Raw genomic sequence first — 21,335 nt, 5'->3', positions numbered from 1 at the left:
TCTCACGGTATGAAAATACTGGTTATCGGTCCGTCGTGGGTAGGCGATATGATGATGTCACAAAGCCTGTACCGAACCCTGAAGGCGACGTATCCCGAGGCTGAAATCGACGTGATGGCACCCAACTGGTGCCGTCCGCTTCTGGAACGCATGCCGGAGGTACATCAGGCGATTCCTATGCCGCTGGGACACGGCACACTGGGGCTGGGCGAGCGCTATCGTCTGGGTCGGCAATTGCGTGAACGGGAGTACGATCGGGCCTATGTGCTGCCCAACTCCTTTAAATCAGCGCTAATCCCCTTCTTTGCCCGCATCCCCGTACGTACCGGCTGGAAAGGGGAGATGCGCTATGGCCTGCTGAACGACCTGCGTCAGCTGGATAAGTCGGCATTTCCACTGATGGTCGAACGCTACGCTGCGCTGGCTTATCCCGCGACGCAGATACGTCGTGCTGCGGATCTTCCGCAGCCGCTGCTGTGGCCTGCGCTGCAGGTGCGCGACGAAGAGATCGCCGAAACCGCCGCCGCCTTTAACCTGACGGATCATCGCCCGGTGATCGGCTTTTGCCCCGGTGCGGAATTTGGCCCGGCCAAACGCTGGCCCCATTACCACTATGCCACGCTGGCCCAGCGCCTGATCGGCCAAGGGTATCAGATCGCACTCTTTGGCTCGGCCAAGGACGTTGATGCCGGTGAAGAGATCCGCCGGACGCTGGACGAAGAGAGCCGCGAATACTGCCTGAATCTGGCCGGACATACCTCGCTGGATCAAGCCGTCGCGCTGATCGCCGCCTGTCAGGCCATCGTCAGTAACGACTCGGGACTGATGCACATCGCCGCCGCGCTCGACAAGCCGCTGGTTGCCCTGTACGGGCCAAGCAGTCCGGACTTTACCCCACCCCTGAGCCGACATGCCCGGGTGATCCGGCTGATTACCGGCTACCACAAGGTCCGCCGTGGCGAGGGAGAGACCGGATACCACCAGAGCCTGATCGACATTACGCCGGATCGGGTTGAACAGACGCTGCAGGCACTGCTGCATAATGAGAAGGAGAGCCGGTGCGTATCCTGATGGTCAAAACCTCCTCCATGGGAGATGTCATCCACACGCTGCCGGCACTGACCGATGCGCAGCAGGCGATACCGGGGCTTTGTGTAGACTGGGTGGTCGAAGAGGGCTTTGCCCAGATCCCTTCCTGGCACTCTGCGGTTGATCGTGTGATTCCGATCGCAATCCGGCGCTGGCGCAAAAACCTGCTCAGTGCCCAAACCCGTCAGGAATGGCGCTCATTTAAGCAACGGCTGCATCAGGAGCGCTATGATGCGGTTATCGACGCCCAGGGATTACTTAAAAGTGCGCTGTTGGTCGCCCGCAATGCCCACGGTATCCGCCACGGATTTGATCGCCGCAGCGCCCGAGAGCCGCTGGCCAGCCTGTTTTACGACCGGCGCCATCGCATTGCCCGCGATCAGCATGCGGTGGAAAGAACCCGCCAGCTGGTTGCGCAGAGCCTGGGCTATCCCCTGCCAGTGCAGCGCGGCGACTACGCCATCGCACGTCATTTCACCCAACAGCTCCCCATGGATGCCGGCCAGTACATGGTGTTTCTACATGCCACCACCCGTGATGAGAAACACTGGCCAGAGGCGCACTGGCGTGAGTTGATTGCCTGGGTTGGCAGCCATACGACGCAGCGAATCAAGCTGCCCTGGGGCGCCGAACATGAGCATCAGCGCGCCCTGCGTCTGGCTGAAGGATTTCCCCACGTTGAGGTCCTGCCTAAAATGGCGCTGTCCGACGTCGCCACCGTATTGGCCGGCGCCAGCCAGGTGATCTCTGTCGATACCGGCCTCAGTCATCTGGCGGCGGCGCTGGATCGACCCAATATCACCCTGTATGGCCCCACCGATCCGGGGCTCATCGGTGGGTATGGGAAAAACCAGCTGGAAATTATTGAACCGACACACTCTCTTGATGCACTGCCATCGTTAGCCGTCGTTGAGTACTTAAAAAATGAAAACTAATTTCATAAATAAGCTACCTATATATATTTCAGCATTATTTTGCGTATTTGTTTCACTGCTATCGATTAGCGATGATAATAATTTAGTTAGCAATATTTATTATGTTTCGTTTGCATTATTTATCGTATGGTGCGTGTGCGAAAGAAAAAACATATTCAACAAAACAAGTTTATTACTTGGTGTCTTCCTTCTATTCAGCGCCATATCAACATATTGGTCTGATCACAGTAAAGATACATCTCGCTATATACAGCATGCGATATATATTTTCATCTTCTCATCTATGATTTATGAGCTGAGAAGCACACTTTTTTTTAAAAATATTCTATTTAAATCCTATGTCGCGACATGCTCTATATTTGTTGTAGTAAATGGATTTATTTTTTATTCAAAGTATAGCTTATATGATAGATTCTATCCGATCCTCGGTCCCTCTAACACGATAGATTATGCAGGAATACTATGTTTGGCAATAATATTTTGCTGCTACCTCTATCAGCATGAAAAGAATAAATCCCCATATATTATTGCTGGCATAGTTCTATTAGCTGGCGTGATATTAAGCCAGAGCAGAACCCCAATAATTGCTTTAGCCATATCGCTCATGGCCATTTTTATAAAAAGAAAGAGATCTGCTATAATATCATTGGTGTCCATACTGGCAATCATATTACTGGTGCATACGGTCTACCCAAGCATTTTTACCCGTGATGCTGTCGATGGCGCACCTACGCCAAGAATTTTTACTTGGCTATATACTATCCAACAAGTAAGCGAACATCACCCATGGCTTGGCTTTGGCTATAGTGATACATTTGCTCATTATTTCAAACCTCGGAATTTCACTTACAATAATGCCCACAGCGTCTTCATGAGTATGCTCTACTATTCTGGCATCATTGGGGTTATCCTGTTTTTTTCTTATATTTTAAATATCTTCTCTGTAGCAATAAAAATCTTCAATAAAAACAGATATCCTATCGCATTTATTTTAATTTCGCTAATATTTTCATCAACCCAAGGATATATATATATTTATCATCCGCGCGAAATATGGCTAGTTTTATGGCTACCGCTATTCTTAGCTATCCCAATGAGCAAGAGATCCTCGGAGCAATTATAACATGACAGAAAAAAGTATTGTTCACTTGGTTAATCTTCGCGATTTCGGTGGCGTTGAACGCCTTATTTTAGACTATGTAATTAATGGCAAGGAGCATAATTGGGTTATTATAAACACGGCCAATTCACTCAGTGAGAAATTGAACGATCATGCCAATTCAATTATTTTCTGCAATCGGGTAATTCAGTCATCACCTATCCAAATCCCATCATTTATAAGAAAAAAAGCGCTCTGGAACAAAATTAAAAAAATAAACCCAAGCCATGTTGTCATCTGGAATCAAATTATCCCACTTGAATACAAACCTGAATCAATCAAAGCGATATATTATGACCATGGCGCTGTATGGGAGATTGATAAAAACAAAAAAACCATTGCTTTTTTTCAAAAAATAGATGGCTGCATTTGTGTATCACAAGCTTCCAAGAAAATGTTGGAAAATAAATTCAAACATCACTGTGACATATCAGTAATATTAAACAGAACTAATATTAAATCACGAGATAGCATCGCTGACGATAAGAAAAAAACCTTTACTATCGGCTGTGCAGCACGGCTCTCTCCATTAAAAGCGTTGGGATTAATCCCCCTGATTGCAGAGGAGACAGCCCTACAAGGATTTAACTTCAATTTTATTATTGCCGGAACAGGTGAAGAGGAATCTGCATTAGCGAGTTTAATAGAAAAAAAGAATCTAAACAAATCAGTAAAAACAATTGGCTTTCTCAATAACCTTAACGACTTTTATAAACATCTTGATATTTACATAAGTACCTCTGCACATGAAACATGCAGTCTGTCCTGCATTGAAGCAATGTCATTTGGCATACCAATTATTTCGGCAAATATTGATGGTCAGCCTGAAATAATTAGTAATGACCATACTGGCTTCTGTATTACACCGACGATGAGCATGGAGGACTATTGCAAAAAAACAGGAATGTCCCTACCATTTAAAAAGAATATCTACTATCCAGAAAATGACCAAATTGCTCCGCCTCGTTTATTAAACCCCAAGGATGCAGCAAATAAAATAATTGAAATTTATCTTCATGGCGTGGATGATTACAAAAAAAACTCCATACATCGAGCCAAAGAACTCTTTGATGATAAAAACTTTGAGGAAAGCCTCATTAAAACAATTAGGAGTTTTTAAATAATGAACATAGCCCACGTTGAAATCTTAGTAGACTGAGGCGATCAATAACTACGGATCGTAGAGCAGGCTGAATGGCTAAACCAACACGGCTATCCGATTTGTATCATTGCTCGCCCAGGCTCGGCCATCCTGGCGAAAGCCCAGGAAAAAAATCTGCCAACGCTTGCTATTCGCGTACGGTGTTCCATTCACCCCAAGATATTCACGCCATTACTAAAATTTATCCGCGAGCGGCGCATCGATATTATTGATTGTCATGGAAGCCGGGATGCCGTCTATGGCGCATTGGTCAAACTGCCCATCGGCGTTAAAGTTATCCGCTCCCGACATGTCACCAACCCAATAAAAATTAGCGTAAAAATGACGCGGTCGACCACGACCTTCAGTCTGTGCACTGTCAGTCCATGCACATCAAGCCAGAGTGTCAGCGAACCACGTTGCCTGAAAGCATTGTTGTATGCTGACCAGTGGGTAATGCTAACCACGCTAGCGGCTGGAACCTATGGGATCCCAACTATCACCAGTAATATCAATGGCCTGCCGGAAACCGTTCGCCACCAGCAGATAGGGTTCTGTCTCACCCCGACGCTCTCGGTCGAGCAGTATGCCAATATCAGCGCCGCCTCCATCGATTTCTCACCGCAGGTCTACGATCCGGTGCAGGATCGGCTAACCCCGCCGTTAATCCTGTCACCCGAGCAGCTCGCGGATAGCATTGAGTCTCTCTATCGCAACCCGGAGACCTACCGGCGACTGAGCGACGGCGCCCGCGAATACGCCGCCGTCAGCCGATGTTTTAACGACCTCGCGCAGACGCTGTGTCAGCGTCTACTCACGCGGGCTGATCCCCGCCCGCACGGCTAAAGCCTATCGTGCGTTAAAAGACAACGGGGAAGAGATGCGTCTCTCCCGTGCAATACAGCGTCTTCACTCTCACGCCCAGACGGAATTACCTCGCCGGGCGCTGACCACGTTTTATCTGATAATACTCCGCCAGCGTCTGCCCTTTCACCTGAGGCGCCAGCCAGTCAAACAGCGCCTCCAGATCGTGATACAGCCGTTCGATATCCTGCCCACTCCGGAAGGTCGGGCTTCCTCCGGGCATAAACTCAGAGGAATGCAGCATAAATTCTACATAATCACGCCCCAGGGACAGATGATACTCCGCCACCCGCTGCATCTCCTGCAGGTTCCCACCGCGCGGACGCAGCCACTGCACTGACGGCGGACGACGCTTACCCCGCAGGCGATCATAGGCACCGCGCAGGTGATTAAACAGCGGATCATGCTTCAACCGGGTACTCATCGGCACTTCCAGCAGGGCGGTGGAGCCCTCACGGCGTAAATCAGCAGCGTCCACAAAATAAGCGTGGTCCGGATAGCCGCTGTAGTCACTGCCGCCGTTCCCCTGCGGTGCACCGCGAGCGCCACGCCAATCGACGCGCGGCGTGACTGAGCAATCTATCTGATAGCCATGCTCCAACAACAGCTGCAAATAAAAAGCATTCATCGCCCAGCGACCCGCACGATGGCTCACCATTTTCGTCTGGAAGGTATCCTCCAGCAGGTGCGTCATGTAATCCACTTTTTGCCGGATTACCTCTGCAGGATATTCGATTAAATAAGGTTTATTGGCCCAGTCATTATCCGTCAGCGGAATCTCCGGCGGACTGTTCCAGGCATGCAGGTGCATCCCGACCTCACCGCATCCCCGGGCGATCACGTCCCGGGCAAATTCAACATAAACCGGATCGCTGGCCATTTCATAATTGGTCAAATAGACCGGCTTAAAACCATATTTCTCACACAGCAGCTGGAATCGAGGCAAATAGCGGGCATTCTCTGTGGTAATCCGATCGTGGTTTTGCCACAGATTATCACCTTCGGTGTCAATGGTAATGATAAACCCAGGATGGCTCATACTGATACGTCTTCTTCTTAACGCCCATTCTTTCGCCCATGGTAGAACAATTAATATAAAACCGCCACCACGCTTCTCCCCGCCCCACGAATCCTCTAAAATCGAGGGTCAAACCGCAGTCAAAGGCAAAAGAATGGTATCCAATCCGACGCTTCCCGCCGCGTTTTCTCCGCAGCGTATTTTGGTGATCAAGCTACGCCACCACGGTGACATGCTCTTGGTCACGCCGGTTATCAGCACGCTGAAACGGCACTATCCCTCGGCACAGATAGACGTTCTGCTGTATGCAGAAACCCGGGATATGCTGTCGGCTAATCAGGATATCCATCAGCTCTATTGCATTGATCGTCAGTGGAAAAAGCAGGGTGCTCGCCATCAGCTAAGCCAAGAGTGGCGCCTGCTGCGTACGCTGCAAGCACAGCGGTACGATCTGGTCGTCAACCTGGCCGATCAGTGGCGCAGCGCCATCGTCACGGCGCTGAGCTCCGCGCCGGTACGTATCGGCTTTGACTTTACCAAGCGCCGTCACCCGCTCTGGCGAGCCAGCCATACACATCTCGCCAGTACGGCAAAGCATGGAAAACAACATACCGTAGAGCAAAACCTCTCGATCCTGGCACCGCTCGGACTCGACGACGACGATAGCCGCGTCACCATGGGCTATAGTGAGCAGGATTGGCAAAGCGCCAGCGCGCTCATTCCTACGGCATGGCAGGCGGGATATATTGTCATTCAGCCAACCTCTCGCTGGTTCTTTAAGTGCTGGCAAGAGACACGTATGAGCGAGGTCATTAATGCTCTTTCTCAGGCGGGCTACCCTATTTTGCTTACCTCAGGGCCGGATGTACGAGAGCGGGCGATGATCGACGCCATTATGCAGGGATGTCCAACGGCGCAGGTGGCCAGTCTGGCAGGGCAGCTAACATTGCGCCAGCTAGCGGCCATTATCGATCATGCCCGCCTGTTTATCGGCGTAGACTCCGTTCCCATGCATATGGCCGCTGCGTTACAGACGCCGCTTGTCGCGCTGTTTGGTCCCTCAAAACTCGTCTTCTGGCGCCCATGGCAGGCCCGTGGCGATGTTATCTGGGCCGGCGATTTTGGCGATCTCCCCGATCCGGATACCATCGATACCCAAACAGCGGAGCGTTACCTGGATTTAATCCCCAGCAGCGCAGTGATCGCGGCGGCAACGAGGTTACTTGAATGACCCAGTTCAGATTGGCATTAGTCCGGCAAAAATACCGCCCTGACGGCGGCGCAGAGCGTTTTGTCTCGCGGGCGCTGGAGGCGCTGGACAGCCATGACATCGAGCTGAACGTCATCACGCGTCAGTGGCAGGGCCCCGTCAAACCTGCGTGGCATATCCACCAGTGCAATCCCTGGAAATGGGGGCGTATCAGCCGCGAGCATGGTTTTGCCCGTGCGGCCCGCACGCTTTGGCAGCAACAGCGCTTCGATCTGGTACAAAGCCATGAGCGTATCCCCGGCTGCGATCTCTATCGTGCCGGCGACGGTGTACACCGACGCTGGCTGACGCAGCGCGCGCGGATCCTCCCCGGCTGGAAGATCCACATGCTGTGGCACGATCGCTATCATCGCTATGTCATGAACGCAGAGCAGGCCATGTATCAGGCGCCTGAGCTGCGTGCCGTTATCTGTAACGCGGACATGATTAAACAGGAGATCATCGCAGACTTTGGCGTGCCGGAAAGCAAAATCCATGTCATATACAATGCCATCGATCATCATCGCTTCCTGCCTCCGGATGAAGCGCAGCGCGCCGCACTGCGCCGCCGCTGGCAAATACCGCAGAGCGCCTCCTGTTTAATCTATGTCGGATCAGGCTTTGAGCGCAAAGGGCTACGGGCCGCGATAGAGGCGATTGCACCAACGGGACATTACCTGTTGGTTGTCGGCAAAGATAAAGAGGAAGCCCGCTACCGCGCGCTGGCAAATACCCTGGGCTGCGCTCAGCGCGTGCGCTTTCTGGGTATGCAGCCAGAAACGCTGCCGTTTTACCAAATGGCCGACGGACTGCTGCTGCCAACGCTGTACGATCCCTTCCCCAACGTGATTCTAGAGGCGATGGCCTGCGGTCTGCCGGTGATCACCAGCACAGGCTGCGGCGGCGCCGAGTTTATCCGCAGCGGCGATAACGGCTACGTTTGCGATGCGCTGGATATTGCCGCGCTACGCGAGGCGGTCATGGCGTTGCCCACTCAGGCGCTGGGCTCTCACGCTGGCAGGCTGGCCCGGGAGCGGGTTATGGAATGCACCGCCGAGCGCCTTTCAGCACAGCTTATTGGGCTGTACCGACAACTGGTGAAGTAAATCATGCGAATTTTAATGATTATCGACGGTCTCCCGGGTGGTGGTGCCGAAAAGGTCGTCTTGACGCTGGCACAGTATTTCTTGGCTCAGGGCGACAGCGTCTCCCTGTTCTCCCTGCGCGATGTCTGTCATTACCCGCTGCCTGACGGCCTTGACTACCGCGTCATCCGCGATACCTGCCGCGCCCCCTGGCGCAAGCTGAGTGAGCTGTCGCGTCGAGCCCGCCAGCTGGATGAGACGATCGCCCTCGCAGAGCAGAAGGAGCGCTATGATCTGGTCCTGTCCAACCTGCACAAAACCGATCGCATCGTCGCCCGTAGCAACATACTGCGGGACCATAACCTCTGGTTCTGTCTGCACGGCGTCTTCTCCGCCTCCTATCTGGGACATCGCCATGGCTTCAGCCGATGGCTGAAGCGTGAAAAGATCCGCCGTATCTATCAGGGCCGCCAAATCGTCGCTGTCTCTCACGCCGTGGGGGAGGATCTGTGCCAGCAATTTAAGGTGACGCCGGCGCAGTTACAGGCCATTCCCAATCCCTTTGATCTCGCAGCGATCCGCCGCGCGGCCGATGCCCCCTGTCCGCTGGAGGGGCAAGACTACCTGATCCACGTCGGGCGCTTCCACCCGGCCAAGCGGCACGATCGCCTGCTGGAGGCCTATGCGCAAAGCGGACTTAGCGCACCGTTGGTGCTGCTGGGACAGGGGAGCCCAGAACAGGAGCACATGCTGCGCGCATTGGCCAAAACCCTTAACGTGGCGGAACGGGTACATTTTGCCGGGTTTCAAGCCAATCCCTACCCCTGGATCCATCATGCCCGCCTCCTGGTCGTCAGCTCCGACAGTGAGGGCTTTGGCAATGTGCTGGTCGAGGCTCTCACGCTGGGTACCGCCGTGGTTAGCACACGCTGCCCCGGAGGGCCTGCCGAAATCATGATGGGCGATCTGGCACGTGGCCTGTGTCACCCGGATGCTGCCTCTCTGGCACAAGCTCTACAGGATATTTATCGCAATCCCCCCGCGATCGACGATACGCTGCTGCAGCAATATGACGTCGCCGCCGTTTGCACGCGCTATCGCCAGCTCGGCAAAACCTGATAGCCCGATCCAGGTAGTCAGCGTTAGCCGTATCACCTCGCGATCGTAATACGGCATACATTTTCACTGGCCGCATTGATATGTAAATTCTGGGAAAATCGGTAAAATAATGGCATTAGCGCTGTGAAATGCTTAGAATTTGCCCGCCGATACTAAAAATAACGGATACAAGCTTGGAATCGTTATATACCGTACTGCTTTATATTATTCAGCCCCTGATCTGGCTCAGACTGCTGCTGCGTAGCCGCAGAGCCCCCGCTTACCGCAAACGCTGGGGAGAACGCTATGGATTCTGCCGCAATAAGGTTGCGCCGGGTGGAATTCTGCTGCACTCAGTATCCGTCGGCGAAACGCTGGCCGCCGTGCCGCTGGTGCGGGCGCTGCGCCACCGCTATCCCACGCTGCCCATCACGGTGACCACCATGACGCCGACCGGCTCAGAGCGGGTCATGTCGGCCTTTGGTAACGATGTGCATCACGTCTATCTACCGTATGATCTCCCCGGCGCCATGCGGCGCTTTCTGAACACGGTGCGTCCCAAACTGGTGATCGTGATGGAGACCGAACTGTGGCCCAACATGATTTCGGCCCTGCATCAGCGCAAGATCCCGCTGGTGATTGCCAATGCGCGCCTCTCAGCCCGCTCCGCCAAAGGCTACGGAAAACTGGGTGGATTTATGCGCCGTCTGCTGCGTAAAGTCACCCTGATCGCCGCGCAAAACCAAGAGGATGGCGAACGTTTCATCGCACTGGGGCTCAAACGTAGTCAGCTGGCCATCACCGGCAGCATTAAGTTTGATATCTCAGTCACGCCAGAGCTGGCTGCCCGCGCCATCACGCTGCGCCGCCAGTGGGCCCCTCGCCGGAAGGTGTGGATCGCCGCCAGTACCCACCAGGGTGAGGAAGCCATCATTCTGCAGACTCACCGCCGTTTGCTGGCCCAATTTCCCGACCTGCTGCTGATCCTGGTTCCCCGCCACCCCGAGCGTTTTAAAGAAACCGAACTGTTGGCTCAAAAAGAGGGGTTTACCTATCTGATGCGCAGCAGCGGTGAAATCCCTACGCCACATACCCAGGTGGTGATCGGCGATAGCATGGGTGAGCTGATGCTGCTGTATGGTATTGCCGATCTGGCCTTTGTCGGCGGCAGCCTGATCGAACGTGGCGGACATAACCCCTTAGAGCCTGCCGCACACGCCATCCCGGTGCTTATGGGCCCCCATACCTTTAACTTCAAGGACATTTGTGCCAAGCTGCATCAGGCCGACGGCCTGATTAGCGTGGCGGACGGCGAAGCGCTGGCCAACGAGGTCTCAACCCTCCTGACCGATGAGGACTACCGCCTGTGGTATGGACGCCATGCCGTCGAGGTGCTGCATCAGAATCAGGGGGCTCTCCAGCGCCTGCTGCAGCTGTTATTGCCCTACCTGCCACTACGGAGTCACTGACCATGCCAGCGCGCCTCTCCGTCGTCCTGATTTGCAAGAATGCGGCTGAACTCCTGCCGGAGTGTCTGGCCTCCGTGGCATGGGCCGATGAAATCATCGTTCTGGACTCCGGCAGCAGTGATGAGACGCAGCGTATCGCCCAAGCCGCCGGCGCCAAGGTCTATGAAAACCACGACTGGCAAGGATTCGGCATCCAGCGCCAGCGGGCACAGCAGTATGCCAGCGGTGACTATATTCTGATGATCGACAGCGATGAGCGCGTCACACCGGCGCTGAAAGAGGCCATTGTTCAGGTTCTCACGCAACCTGTCGCCGATCGGGTATACAGCATCGCCCGCCGCAATCTGTTTTTGGGGCGCTTTATGCGTCACAGTGGCTGGTATCCCGACCGGGTGATCCGCCTCTACCCGCGCCAGCGCTACGGCTATAACGCCAGCCAGGTCCATGAATCCCTGGCGTGCAGTGGCGCATCAGTCACGCCACTGCAGGGCGATCTGCTGCACCTGACCTGCCGTGATTTTGCCGGATTCCAGCAAAAACAGCTGTGCTATGCCACGGCCTGGGCGCATGAGCGCCACGCCAGCGGTAAAAAGACATCCATACTGGGCATATTCAGCCATACCGTCGGCGCCCTGCTAAAAACCCTGCTGCTGCGCGGCGGGGTGTTGGACGGGAAACAGGGATGGCTGCTGGCCATCGTCAACGCACAGTACACATTTAACAAATACGCCGAGCTGTGGGCACTGCAGCATGGCTATACGGAAAAAACGCCTTTATGAGCCGCACAGCGATTTATCCGGGTACATTCGACCCGCTGACCAATGGACATCTGGATATTGTGACGCGCGCTGCGCATATGTTCGACAGCGTGATCCTGGCCATCGCCGCCAGTCCTGGCAAACAGCCGCTGTTCACCCTGGAGGAGCGTGTCGCCATGGCGCGTGAGGTGACCGCCCACCTGACCAACGTTGAGGTTCATGGCTTCAGCGAGCTGATGGCGCACTTTGCGCAGCGCCAGGGAGCCAATATTTTAGTGCGGGGGCTGCGCGCCGTCTCCGACTTTGAATATGAGCTGCAGCTGGCCAATATGAATCGCCACCTCATGCCAACGCTGGAAAGCGTATTCCTGATGCCGGCAGAGGCCTGGTCCTTTATCTCCTCCTCGCTGGTGAAGGAGGTCGCACGCCACGGCGGCGACGTCGATGCCTTTCTGCCCGAGCAGGTAGCCCGGGCGCTTATGACCCGCCTGCGCGACGCTTAACGCTGGCAGTGCGGGCAGTAAAACGTGGTGCGCTGCCCGTGCTTGCTACGCTTGATGGTCGTGCCACAGGTCAGGCACGCCTCCCCCGCCCGCCCATAAACCTGTAGCTGCTGCGCAAAGTAGCCCGGCTTACCGTCTGCCTGTAAAAAATCGCGCAGTGTTGTCCCGCCTTGATCGATAGATCGCTGCAGCACCGCCTTGATCGTCTGTACCAGCAGGTGCGCCTCATCTGCACTCAGCGATCCCGCCAGACGATCCGGATGGATCTGCGCACTGAACAGCGACTCACTGGCATAGATGTTACCGACGCCGACCACCAGCGTGTTATCCATCAGCCACGGCTTCACCGCCGTACGCCGACCTCGCGCCTTCTCCAGCAGGTACTCTGCGCTGAACGCCTCGCTGAGTGGCTCCGGCCCCAGGTGTGCCAGTACGCTGGCCGTCGCCAGGCTGTCATACCACAGCCAGGCACCAAAGCGGCGTGGATCGGTATAGCGCAACATCATGCCATCCGTCAGCAGCAGATCGATGTGATCGTGCTTCTGCGGCGGCGTCAGTGCCGGCAGGATCCTGACGCTGCCCGACATGCCAAGATGGATAACGATCCACCCCTCAGGCAACTCCAGCAGCAGATACTTGGCACGCCGCTGTACGCTCAGTATCGGCCGATCGCGCAGCGTCAGCAGCGTTTCGGAAACCGGCCAGCGCAGGCGCGGCTGGCGCACTGTCAGATGGGAGAGCGTTTTCCCCTGCAAAAACGGTGCGATACCGCGCCGGCTGGTTTCTACTTCCGGTAATTCAGGCATAACCCCTCTCTGAAAAAACAGCCTAGGCTATAGATAGGGGCAAAGGGACAAAAAAAAACCCGGCAGAGCCGGGTTTTTCCAATTCCACTAAAATTATTTAATTTTAGCTTCTTTGTAGATCACATGCTGGCGTACCACCGGATCGAACTTTTTCAGTTCCAATTTTTCCGGTTTGGTACGTTTGTTCTTGGTAGTGGTGTAGTAGTGACCAGTACCAGCAGAGGAAACCAGCTTGATCTTCTCGCGAATACCTTTAGCCATGATTCAGCTCCTTAATACTTCTCACCACGGGCACGCAGATCGGCCAGAACCGCTTCGATACCCTTCTTATCAATGACACGCATACCTTTAGCAGATACACGCAGAGTTACAAAGCGCTTCTCACCTTCAACCCAAAAACGGTGTGAGTGCAGGTTAGGCAGAAAACGGCGTTTGGTCGCATTCAGCGCATGGGAACGGTTGTTACCGGTCACCGGACGCTTGCCAGTAACTTGGCAGACTCGGGACATGTCTATTCTCCAAAAATCAAATCAGCTCGAGCTTCGTATAGGATGTGGCCGCCTCGTCAGGCTTTAGAGCCCATCCCGGCAAACTCCGCCGAGTAGACTCTGAGTCAGGTCGAAACCTGCTGAGATAGGCTCTTAACGCCACAACCTAGATTCTCAAAGGTGGCGTAGTATACGCTCTAGAGCGCATGTGCTCAAGACCCGAACAGCTAAAGATCCCTCAGGATCGCGAAAAATATGATTAAATCCACCCACGTTCAGCAAAGGAAACCCGCTGACCATGGCCGATGACCATATGATCGAGAACCTGAATATCCACCAGTGCGCAGGCCTTAGCCACGCGATCCGTTAACAAACGGTCCGCCACACTGGGTTCGGGATTGCCCGACGGGTGATTGTGCGCCAGGATTAACGCCACAGCATTCAGCTTGAGCGCTTCCCTGACGATTTCCCGTGGATATACATCCACGCAGTTTATAGTACCTGAAAACATCTGCTCAGATCGAATAACACGGTGTTGATTGTCTAAAAACAGCACGACAAAGATCTCTCGCTCCAGTGAGACGAAGAGATTCTGCAGATACAGCGCCGTCAGATCGGGGCTGGTAATCGCGCTTTCCTCACCGATACGGTGCCGTAGCACCCGCCGCGACAGCTCAATAACCGCCTGAAGCTGGGCAAACTTGGCGATGCCCAGCCCCTGGCTGGCGCAGAAGGTATCGACGTCTGCCCGCAGCACCCCCTGTAGCGATCCAAAGCGCAGCAACAGGCGCTCCGCCAACTGTATCACATGCACCCCCGGCAGCCCCGTGCGCAGAAACAGCGCCAGCAACTCACGATCGCTGAGTGCCGCCGCACCCAACGCCAGTAGCTTTTCCCTCGGCGGTGCCCCCTGTGGCCAGCCGCCCTCGACCTTACCCTGCGCCATCACTCTGCCTCCCCATCCGCCAGACACCCCATTGGCACAAATTAACTGTATAAATAAACAGCATCAAACCACGGGAATAAAAACTGTGCAGCCTTACGCAGGCTTTCCGTGGTCGTTGCAAAGTCGGCGATAGGAAACGGGTTATGGTAAAATCTTGTCAATCTTGGCTTTCAACGGAACCCGTACCATGACTGTACTTCGCGGCAAACGCATCCTGTTGGGCATCAGCGGCGGGATAGCCGCCTATAAGTGCCCGGAAATCGTACGCCGACTGCGCGAGCGCGGCGCAGAGGTGCGCGTAGTCATGACCAAAGGGGCGCAGGCCTTTATCACGCCCCTGACACTGCAGGCCGTCTCCGGACATCCGGTTGCCGACGATCTGTTCGATCCGGCGGCCGAAGCCTCTATGGGGCACATTGAGCTGGGAAAATGGGCTGACCTGGTGCTCTTGGCCCCCGCAACGGCGGACCTGATGGCGCGCTTGGCCGCCGGAATGGCGGACGATCTGTTGGCAACACTGTGTCTGGCCAGCGGGGCCCCCATCGCCATCGCACCGGCGATGAATCAGCAGATGTTCCGCGCCGCTGCCACGCAGGACAATCTGGCCACCCTGACGCGGCGCGGGGCACTGATCTGGGGCCCGGACAGCGGAGAGCAGGCCTGCGGTGACGTCGGCCCGGGGCGTATGCTGGATCCGCTGACGCTGGTCAGCCTTACGGAGCAACACTTCAGCCAGAGCCAGGACCTAGCGGCCTACCGGATGATCATCACCGCCGGCCCAACACGCGAAGCGCTGGATCCGGTGCGTTTTATCAGTAACCACAGCTCCGGTAAAATGGGCTTTGCCATCGCTGAAGCCGCCGCCCGCCGCGGTGCACAGGTGACGCTGATCAGCGGGCCGGTCGCCCTGCCTACCCCGCCAGGCGTCGCGCGTGTCGATGTGCAGAGCGCACTGGAGATGCAGGCGGCCGTCGCCCAGCGCGCACGTGATTGCGATATCTTCATCGCCTGCGCCGCCGTCGCCGACTACCGCGCGCAGCAGATCGCGCCAGAGAAGATGAAAAAGCAGCGGAGCGATACACTGACGCTGACGCTGGTGAAAAATCCGGATATCGTCGCCGGCGTCGCCGCCATGACCGAAGCGCGGCCGTTTGTGGTAGGATTTGCCGCCGAAACACAGAATGTGGAAGAATACGCCAGACAAAAGCTGGCGCGTAAAGGACTCGACCTGATCTGCGCCAACGACGTTTCACAAGATGGGCAGGGTTTTAATAGCGATACCAATGCATTACATCTTTTTTGGCCCCAGGGTGACACACGGTTGCCGCTCAGCAGTAAATCCCGCCTGGGCTGTACCTTAATCAATGAGATCGTCAGACATTATGAAGAAAAAAATCGACGTTAAGATCCTCGACGCACGCATCGGCCAACAGTTTCCGCTGCCGACCTATGCCACCCCCGGCTCCGCCGGCCTGGATCTGCGTGCCTGCCTGGACAGCGCCGTCGTGCTCGCACCGGGTGAAACCACCCTGCTGCCCACCGGGCTGGCTATTCACATTGCTGATCCGTCACTGGCGGCGGTGATCCTGCCGCGCTCCGGCCTGGGCCACAAGCATGGCATCGTGCTGGGTAACCTGGTCGGGCTGATCGACTCCGACTACCAGGGACAGCTGATGATTTCCGCCTGGAACCGTGGACAGACCCCCTTTACCATTGAGCCGGGCGAGCGCATTGCGCAGCTGGTGCTGGTACCGGTGGTGCAGGCCGACTTTAATCTGGTGGAATCCTTTGAGGACAGCGCGCGCGGCGACGGCGGCTTTGGCCACTCCGGCCGCCACTAATTTGCCGCCCGCAACGCTATCGAATCTAATCACCGTCGCACCCAGTTGCGGCAGTGTCTGTTGTGGGAAATCCGTTTTCGCCGTTTAGCAAGGGTCTTGTCAGGCATGGCAGAGAAAGAGAATACGAAAAGGAACCGTCGCGAAGAGATTTTACAGGCGCTGGCGCAGATGCTGGAGTCCAGCGACGGCAGTCAACGCATCACGACAGCAAAACTGGCGGCGAACGTCGGCGTTTCAGAAGCCGCACTTTATCGCCATTTTCCCAGTAAAACGCGGATGTTCGACAGTCTTATCGAGTTTATCGAGGACACGCTGACATCGCGCATCAATCTTATACTGCAGGATGAAAAAGACACCTTTCATCGGCTGCGTCTTATTCTGCTGCTGATCCTGGGCTTTGCCGAACGCAATCCTGGGTTAACCCGGATTATGACCGGCCATGCCCTGATGTTTGAGCAGGATCGTCTACAGGGGCGGATCAATCAGCTGTTCGAGCGCATTGAGGCCCAGCTGCGCCAAGTCTTAAAAGAGCGTCGGCTGCGCGAAGGCAGTGGCTTTGACCACGACGAAACGCTGCTGGCCAGCCAGCTTCTGGCGTTTTGCGAAGGTATGCTGTCGCGCTTCGTGCGGTCAGAGTTCCGCTACCGCCCCACGCAGGAGTTCGAGACACGCTGGCCACTCCTGGCCTGCCAGCTGCAGTGACTCCCAAGGATGGCCGCCGGACGGCGGCCATCGGCAACTCACACCCCGTACCGGGCGCGATACGCCTTGACTGCCGCCAGGTGCTGCGCCATCTCCGGCTGCTCTTCCAGATAGTGGATCAGATCGCCTAAGGTGATGATTGAAATCACCCGGCAGCCGTAGTCGCGCTCCACCTCCTGGATCGCCGACAGTTCACCGCGGCCGCGCTCCTGACGGTCAAGGGAGATCAGCACGCCGGCCAGCGCCGCCCCGTTGGCCTGGATAATCGACATCGACTCGCGAATCGCGGTGCCGGCGGTGATCACATCGTCCACCAGCATCACCCGACCGGCAAGCGCACTGCCTACCAGCGTGCCGCCTTCGCCGTGATCCTTGGCCTCTTTGCGGTTAAAGCAGTAAGGCATATCCCGATCGTGGTGCTCAGCCAGGGCAACCGCCGTGGTGGTCGCAATCGGGATCCCCTTGTAGGCCGGCCCGAACAGCACGTCAAACGCAATCCCGCTCTCCACCAGGGCCTCCGCATAAAAGCGCCCCAGCAGCGCCAGATCCCGCCCGGTATTAAACAGGCCGGCGTTAAAGAAATAGGGACTGGTGCGCCCGGACTTCAGCGTAAACTCGCCAAACTTTAGCACCTGCTTACCGAGTGCGAATTCAATAAAACGGCGCTGATAGGCCTTCATACTTTTCTCCTTCAAAGTCTGTTAACGCGACGGATGCCCACCCCGCGGGCAAAAAAAAGGCGACTTATTCAGTCGCCTAAAAATCACTGCTCCAGCGCCGTCTTCTGCGCCTGGATAATCTGTCCTATGCCGTCTCTGGCCAGCGCCAGCAGCGTCAAGAGCTCTTCATGGCTGAACGGTTCGCCTTCGGCGGTGCCCTGCACCTCGATCATCCGGCCGTCCTCCATCATCACCACGTTCATATCGGTTTCCGCGGCGGAGTCTTCCACATACTCCAGATCGCACACCGCCCCGCCGGCAACGATCCCCACCGAAACGGCGGCCACCATCCCCTTCAGCGGACTCTCCTTCAGCTTACCGGCGGCCACCAGCGCACCCAGTGCATCGGCCAGCGCCACGCAGGCTCCGGTGATCGACGCCGTACGGGTTCCGCCGTCCGCCTGAATCACATCGCAGTCCAGGGTGATGGTAAACTCGCCCAGCTTCTTCAGATCCACCGCCGCGCGCAGCGAGCGGGCGATCAGCCGCTGGATCTCCATGGTGCGGCCACCCTGCTTGCCCTTGGCCGCCTCGCGCGCCATGCGGCTATGGGTAGAACGCGGCAGCATACCGTATTCTGCGGTGACCCAGCCCTGTCCCTGGCCTTTTAAAAAGCGCGGCACCCCTTCATCAACGCTGGCGGTACACAGCACTTTGGTATCGCCAAACTCCACCAGCACGGACCCTTCCGCATGCTTGGTATAGTGACGGGTCAAACGCAGTGGACGGATCTGTCCGGCAGCTCGGCCTTCAGGACGCATAAGCTCATCTCCGCAGGTAATTCAGTTATCGGCTGCGCATTATACGGCCTTCATCTGCTTATGCCTATCACGCAGGACGTCACGGGGCTATAATCCCGGCAACACACACCGTTTTAGTAATAGGCAGGCACTATGATCCGTAGCATGACCGCTTACGCCCGACGCGAAGTCAAGGGTAACTGGGGCAGCGCAGCCTGGGAGCTGCGCTCAGTAAACCAGCGCTATCTGGAAACCTATATCCGTCTTCCGGAGCAGTTCCGCAGTCTGGAGCCGGTGATCCGTGAACGCCTGCGCACCCGCCTGACCCGCGGCAAGGTCGAGTGCAACCTGCGCTTCGAGCTGGATCCGAGCGCCCAGAGCGCCCTGATCCTCAACGAAAGCCTGGCCAAACAGCTGGTCGATGCCGCCAACTGGGTCAAACTGCAGAGCGATGAGGGTGAAATCAACCCGCTGGACGTCCTGCGCTGGCCCGGCGTGATGGCGGCCGCCGAACAGGATCTGGACGCCATCAGCAGCGAGCTGCTCGGCGCGCTGGACAGCACCATCGACGACTTTATCGACGCGCGCGAGCGTGAGGGCAGCGCCCTGAAACAGCTGATCGAACAGCGTCTGGAGGCCGTATCGACAGAGGTGGCCAAGGTGCGCAGCCGGATGCCGGAAATCCTGCAGTGGCAGCGCGAGCGTCTGCTCAGCAAGCTGGAGGAGGCCCAGGTACAGTTGGAAAACAACCGTCTGGAGCAGGAGCTGGTGCTGATGGCCCAGCGCATCGACGTGGCCGAAGAGCTGGATCGCCTGGATGCTCACGTGAAAGAGACCTACGTCATCCTGAAAAAGAAAGAGGCCGTCGGCCGCCGCCTGGACTTTATGATGCAGGAGTTCAACCGCGAGTCGAACACTCTGGCCTCCAAGTCGATCAACGCTGATATCACCGCCTCCGCCATTGAGCTGAAGGTACTGATTGAGCAGATGCGCGAGCAGATTCAGAATATTGAATGATGAATTATTATCCCGACATGGTAATAATCACTTTATAATCAAAGATTTTTCTGGCTTTGAGACTCACGGCGGTTATCCAGGCGGATTGTGGTTTGGGTCGTGATGGGTAGCCGGTTGGGGAGTTCAGTCTCGCTATCGTTTTGCTGGCGAAATTGTACTCCCAAATTTTTGGAGCGGGGAAGGCGCTGATGGGATGCCGCGCTACACCATGCCCATCACAAAACTTCGGCGAGAGTACACCATAGGTCAGATACCCGACGGATCTCTGGCAGATGCCCGGGACGAAGGCTGTTGGGGCGGCAGAAGTGGCTGTAAGGATTTCCAGAGCTGCTTACTGATGATTTTTCGTATCATGCCTACTATATGGGGATTGATGTTATTCGAATCAACTCGGTTTTGTTAGCGGCTCTTAATACCCACTCGACCACCACTCTATCCGTCACAAAATGGGGTAAAAATGTTTGACTGCAAGAGGGCGTCTCTTTAAGGTTGCCAGCAACATGACCCCGGCCGCTTGGTTGCGTTGCAACTTACGCCGGGGTTGTTGTTTGACGCTTTTTGGCCTGCCAGCGTGGTTTGCTTATCGGCGATATCACGGCCAGTCCATCATCGGATGGATGGCCCTTCAAACCTCAATATCCCCTCGCATTGCTAGATTTTTTCAATCTGGTAGCCCAACTGTGTCATCCCCTGCAGCAACCGTTCGGTATCGGTTCCCCACTGGTTGGAGATGGCGATCTGCTCACCCGATGGCAGCTCAATCAGGTTGCCCTCGCCTAAATGCCAGCGATTAAGGTTTTTTTCCGGGATCTGGTCAACCGGCGTTACCTTTCTGGGCAGATCAAATTGCGCCAGATAGGCAGTGATCTCGGCCAGATCGGCAAGTTGCCGGTCTTTTATCCAATGGCTGAGTACCGCCAGGGCAAAATGGCGTTTGTTGTAAACCCCGCCGTTAAAGCGGTACTTGCTGTAGTCTCTGGTACCTTGCTGGCTGGCCCGTTGCTCGGCACGCTTTTCTCGAAACTGGATCTGATAGGACTCTGCCTCTTCTAACGGGATGATCTGCGCAGCATTGATCAGCACCTCTCCCTGATAGCGGAATGGGGTCAGCCGCACACAGCGAATATCGATGCCCTTGTCCCGCAGCCACAACACAGAGGTGGTCAGCTCTTTGCCAAAGTCAGCCGACGCCAAAACGATGCGCACCTCATTGCCGAAATCATCGAGCTGGTTTTCGTCCAGATCGACAAACTCCAGCAGGGTGTTGCGGGCATCGATTTGTAGCCCTTCTTGCTCGATATAGGCCGCAAAGTATTCACAGGCTTTATCAAAAGTCATATTGGTGATCATGGCGGCATAGCGCAGTGCCTGCAGCTCCATATGTGCGCCGACTTCATTACGTTTTAACTCGATCACTACCAGATTGGCATTGCGGTCGATGGCCAGCAGATCGATACGACGGCGGCTATCTTCCCAGTCGGAGAATTCGTCGGCAATCACCAGGCAATCGGGGGCAATGACAGCGATATTGCGCTTTAACGCCTCTTGCAGATCTTGGCGCTCTTGCAGCCCTTCGGCAGCGAAAGTGGTTTGGGTTAACGGGGTCAGTTGTTGATTGGCGATATGAAAGAGGGTCATGGTAAATCGATCTGTTATAGGGTTTAGGGAAAGAGAAATCGATGGCGTAAAGCAGGATGCAGGGCGCCAG

General features: G+C 55.6%; 23 protein-coding genes and 1 pseudogene. 15 read left to right on the top strand and 9 right to left on the bottom strand.

The annotated features are described in order from the left end of the window. The first annotated feature begins 9 nt into the window (after nt 1-9). The 4 genes from rfaF to EIEH_RS01760 all read left to right on the top strand — a co-directional run bounded on the left by rfaF (nt 10) and on the right by EIEH_RS01760 (nt 4,303). Nucleotides 10-1,071: an ADP-heptose--LPS heptosyltransferase RfaF gene (gene rfaF / locus EIEH_RS01770; protein ID WP_015869552.1), complete on the top strand. Its 1,062-nt coding sequence runs from the start codon at nt 10-12 to the stop codon at nt 1,069-1,071. Then, complete coding sequence (gene rfaC, locus EIEH_RS01765; RefSeq protein ID WP_015869551.1) at nt 1,059-2,024, top strand: lipopolysaccharide heptosyltransferase RfaC; 966 nt, start codon at nt 1,059-1,061, stop codon at nt 2,022-2,024. The genes rfaF and rfaC overlap by 13 nt, the downstream gene beginning before the upstream one ends. A 466-nt stretch (nt 2,025-2,490) precedes the next feature. Further along, on the top strand, nt 2,491-3,147 hold the full coding sequence (locus EIEH_RS19565) for an O-antigen ligase family protein (RefSeq protein ID WP_226092373.1): 657 nt from the start codon (nt 2,491-2,493) through the stop codon (nt 3,145-3,147). Between the two features lies 1 nt (nt 3,148). Beyond that, complete coding sequence (locus tag EIEH_RS01760) at nt 3,149-4,303, top strand: glycosyltransferase (protein ID WP_015869549.1); 1,155 nt, start codon at nt 3,149-3,151, stop codon at nt 4,301-4,303. Nucleotides 4,304-4,663: 360 nt separating this feature from the next. Here EIEH_RS01760 and EIEH_RS18755 read toward each other — a convergent pair. Continuing rightward, nucleotides 4,664-4,791: pseudogene (locus EIEH_RS18755) on the bottom strand (IS5/IS1182 family transposase); the annotation flags it as partial. On the opposite strand from EIEH_RS18755, the gene EIEH_RS01755 reads away from it, so the two are divergent. Further along, nucleotides 4,781-5,170 (top strand): glycosyltransferase family protein, encoded by a 390-nt coding sequence (locus EIEH_RS01755; protein WP_015869548.1) that lies wholly within the window; start codon nt 4,781-4,783, stop codon nt 5,168-5,170. The pseudogene EIEH_RS18755 and the gene EIEH_RS01755 sit on opposite strands and share 11 nt — an antisense overlap. Before the next feature lie 85 nt (nt 5,171-5,255). Here EIEH_RS01755 and EIEH_RS01750 read toward each other — a convergent pair whose 3' ends face one another. Next, nucleotides 5,256-6,227: a polysaccharide deacetylase family protein gene (locus EIEH_RS01750; RefSeq protein ID WP_015869547.1), complete on the bottom strand. Its 972-nt coding sequence runs from the start codon at nt 6,225-6,227 to the stop codon at nt 5,256-5,258. 133 nt (nt 6,228-6,360) lie between these two features. Here EIEH_RS01750 and rfaQ point away from each other — a divergent pair, with 133 nt between their 5' ends. From rfaQ to coaD, 6 genes are all read left to right on the top strand, one after another. Further along, nucleotides 6,361-7,437, top strand: coding sequence for a putative lipopolysaccharide heptosyltransferase III (rfaQ, locus tag EIEH_RS01745; protein ID WP_015869546.1), 1,077 nt, complete (start codon nt 6,361-6,363; stop codon nt 7,435-7,437). Next, nucleotides 7,434-8,561 (top strand): glycosyltransferase family 4 protein, encoded by a 1,128-nt coding sequence (locus EIEH_RS01740; RefSeq protein WP_015869545.1) that lies wholly within the window; start codon nt 7,434-7,436, stop codon nt 8,559-8,561. The genes rfaQ and EIEH_RS01740 overlap by 4 nt, the downstream gene beginning before the upstream one ends. Before the next feature lie 3 nt (nt 8,562-8,564). Continuing rightward, entirely contained in the window at nt 8,565-9,659 is a 1,095-nt protein-coding gene (locus tag EIEH_RS01735) for a glycosyltransferase (RefSeq protein WP_015869544.1), read from the top strand. A gap of 173 nt (nt 9,660-9,832) precedes the next feature. Then, nucleotides 9,833-11,107: a lipid IV(A) 3-deoxy-D-manno-octulosonic acid transferase gene (gene waaA, locus EIEH_RS01730; RefSeq protein WP_015869543.1), complete on the top strand. Its 1,275-nt coding sequence runs from the start codon at nt 9,833-9,835 to the stop codon at nt 11,105-11,107. Between the two features lie 2 nt (nt 11,108-11,109). Next, nucleotides 11,110-11,886: a glycosyltransferase family 2 protein gene (locus EIEH_RS01725; RefSeq protein ID WP_015869542.1), complete on the top strand. Its 777-nt coding sequence runs from the start codon at nt 11,110-11,112 to the stop codon at nt 11,884-11,886. After that, on the top strand, nt 11,883-12,368 hold the full coding sequence (gene coaD, locus EIEH_RS01720; protein WP_015869541.1) for a pantetheine-phosphate adenylyltransferase: 486 nt from the start codon (nt 11,883-11,885) through the stop codon (nt 12,366-12,368). The genes EIEH_RS01725 and coaD overlap by 4 nt, the downstream gene beginning before the upstream one ends. Here coaD and mutM read toward each other — a convergent pair. The 4 genes from mutM to radC form a co-directional block, all read right to left on the bottom strand. After that, nucleotides 12,365-13,174: a bifunctional DNA-formamidopyrimidine glycosylase/DNA-(apurinic or apyrimidinic site) lyase gene (gene mutM / locus EIEH_RS01715; protein ID WP_015869540.1), complete on the bottom strand. Its 810-nt coding sequence runs from the start codon at nt 13,172-13,174 to the stop codon at nt 12,365-12,367. The genes coaD and mutM overlap by 4 nt on opposite strands. 93 nt (nt 13,175-13,267) lie before the next feature. Further along, nucleotides 13,268-13,435, bottom strand: a complete 168-nt coding sequence (gene rpmG / locus EIEH_RS01710; protein ID WP_005290066.1) for a 50S ribosomal protein L33 — start codon at nt 13,433-13,435, stop codon at nt 13,268-13,270. A gap of 11 nt (nt 13,436-13,446) precedes the next feature. Continuing rightward, on the bottom strand, nt 13,447-13,683 hold the full coding sequence (rpmB, locus tag EIEH_RS01705) for a 50S ribosomal protein L28 (protein ID WP_015460658.1): 237 nt from the start codon (nt 13,681-13,683) through the stop codon (nt 13,447-13,449). A 238-nt stretch (nt 13,684-13,921) separates the two neighbouring features. Continuing rightward, the gene (gene radC / locus EIEH_RS01700) at nt 13,922-14,608 is read right to left on the bottom strand and encodes a RadC family protein (RefSeq protein ID WP_015869539.1); all 687 of its coding nucleotides are present in this window, start codon (nt 14,606-14,608) and stop codon (nt 13,922-13,924) included. A 187-nt stretch (nt 14,609-14,795) separates the two neighbouring features. On the opposite strand from radC, the gene coaBC reads away from it, so the two are divergent. From coaBC to slmA, 3 genes are all read left to right on the top strand, one after another. Beyond that, the gene (gene coaBC / locus EIEH_RS01695; RefSeq protein WP_015869537.1) at nt 14,796-16,013 is read left to right on the top strand and encodes a bifunctional phosphopantothenoylcysteine decarboxylase/phosphopantothenate--cysteine ligase CoaBC; all 1,218 of its coding nucleotides are present in this window, start codon (nt 14,796-14,798) and stop codon (nt 16,011-16,013) included. After that, entirely contained in the window at nt 15,991-16,449 is a 459-nt protein-coding gene (dut, locus tag EIEH_RS01690) for a dUTP diphosphatase (protein ID WP_015869536.1), read from the top strand. The genes coaBC and dut overlap by 23 nt, the downstream gene beginning before the upstream one ends. A gap of 105 nt (nt 16,450-16,554) precedes the next feature. Continuing rightward, on the top strand, nt 16,555-17,151 hold the full coding sequence (gene slmA, locus EIEH_RS01685) for a nucleoid occlusion factor SlmA (RefSeq protein WP_015869535.1): 597 nt from the start codon (nt 16,555-16,557) through the stop codon (nt 17,149-17,151). Nucleotides 17,152-17,189: 38 nt separating this feature from the next. On the opposite strand, the gene pyrE is transcribed toward slmA, so the two are convergent. Both pyrE and rph read right to left on the bottom strand, forming a co-directional pair. Further along, complete coding sequence (gene pyrE, locus EIEH_RS01680) at nt 17,190-17,831, bottom strand: orotate phosphoribosyltransferase (RefSeq protein ID WP_015869534.1); 642 nt, start codon at nt 17,829-17,831, stop codon at nt 17,190-17,192. 83 nt (nt 17,832-17,914) lie between these two features. Continuing rightward, nucleotides 17,915-18,631 carry a ribonuclease PH gene (rph, locus tag EIEH_RS01675; protein WP_015869533.1) on the bottom strand — a complete coding sequence of 239 codons (717 nt, stop codon included), beginning with the start codon at nt 18,629-18,631 and terminating at the stop codon, nt 17,915-17,917. Nucleotides 18,632-18,763: 132 nt separating this feature from the next. Here rph and EIEH_RS01670 point away from each other — a divergent pair, with 132 nt between their 5' ends. Then, a complete protein-coding gene (locus tag EIEH_RS01670; RefSeq protein ID WP_015869532.1) occupies nt 18,764-19,627 on the top strand; it encodes a YicC/YloC family endoribonuclease in 864 nt (287 codons plus the stop codon). A gap of 651 nt (nt 19,628-20,278) precedes the next feature. Here EIEH_RS01670 and EIEH_RS01665 read toward each other — a convergent pair. Continuing rightward, nucleotides 20,279-21,265 carry a PDDEXK family nuclease gene (locus EIEH_RS01665; protein WP_015869531.1) on the bottom strand — a complete coding sequence of 329 codons (987 nt, stop codon included), beginning with the start codon at nt 21,263-21,265 and terminating at the stop codon, nt 20,279-20,281. Nucleotides 21,266-21,335 lie beyond the last annotated feature (70 nt).

The sequence above is a fragment of the Edwardsiella ictaluri ATCC 33202 genome (assembly GCF_000264785.1).
GTDB classification, from domain to species: domain Bacteria; phylum Pseudomonadota; class Gammaproteobacteria; order Enterobacterales; family Enterobacteriaceae; genus Edwardsiella; species Edwardsiella ictaluri.
Note: the sequence above shows the minus strand (reverse complement) of the source record. Positions and strands in the feature narration are given on the sequence as shown.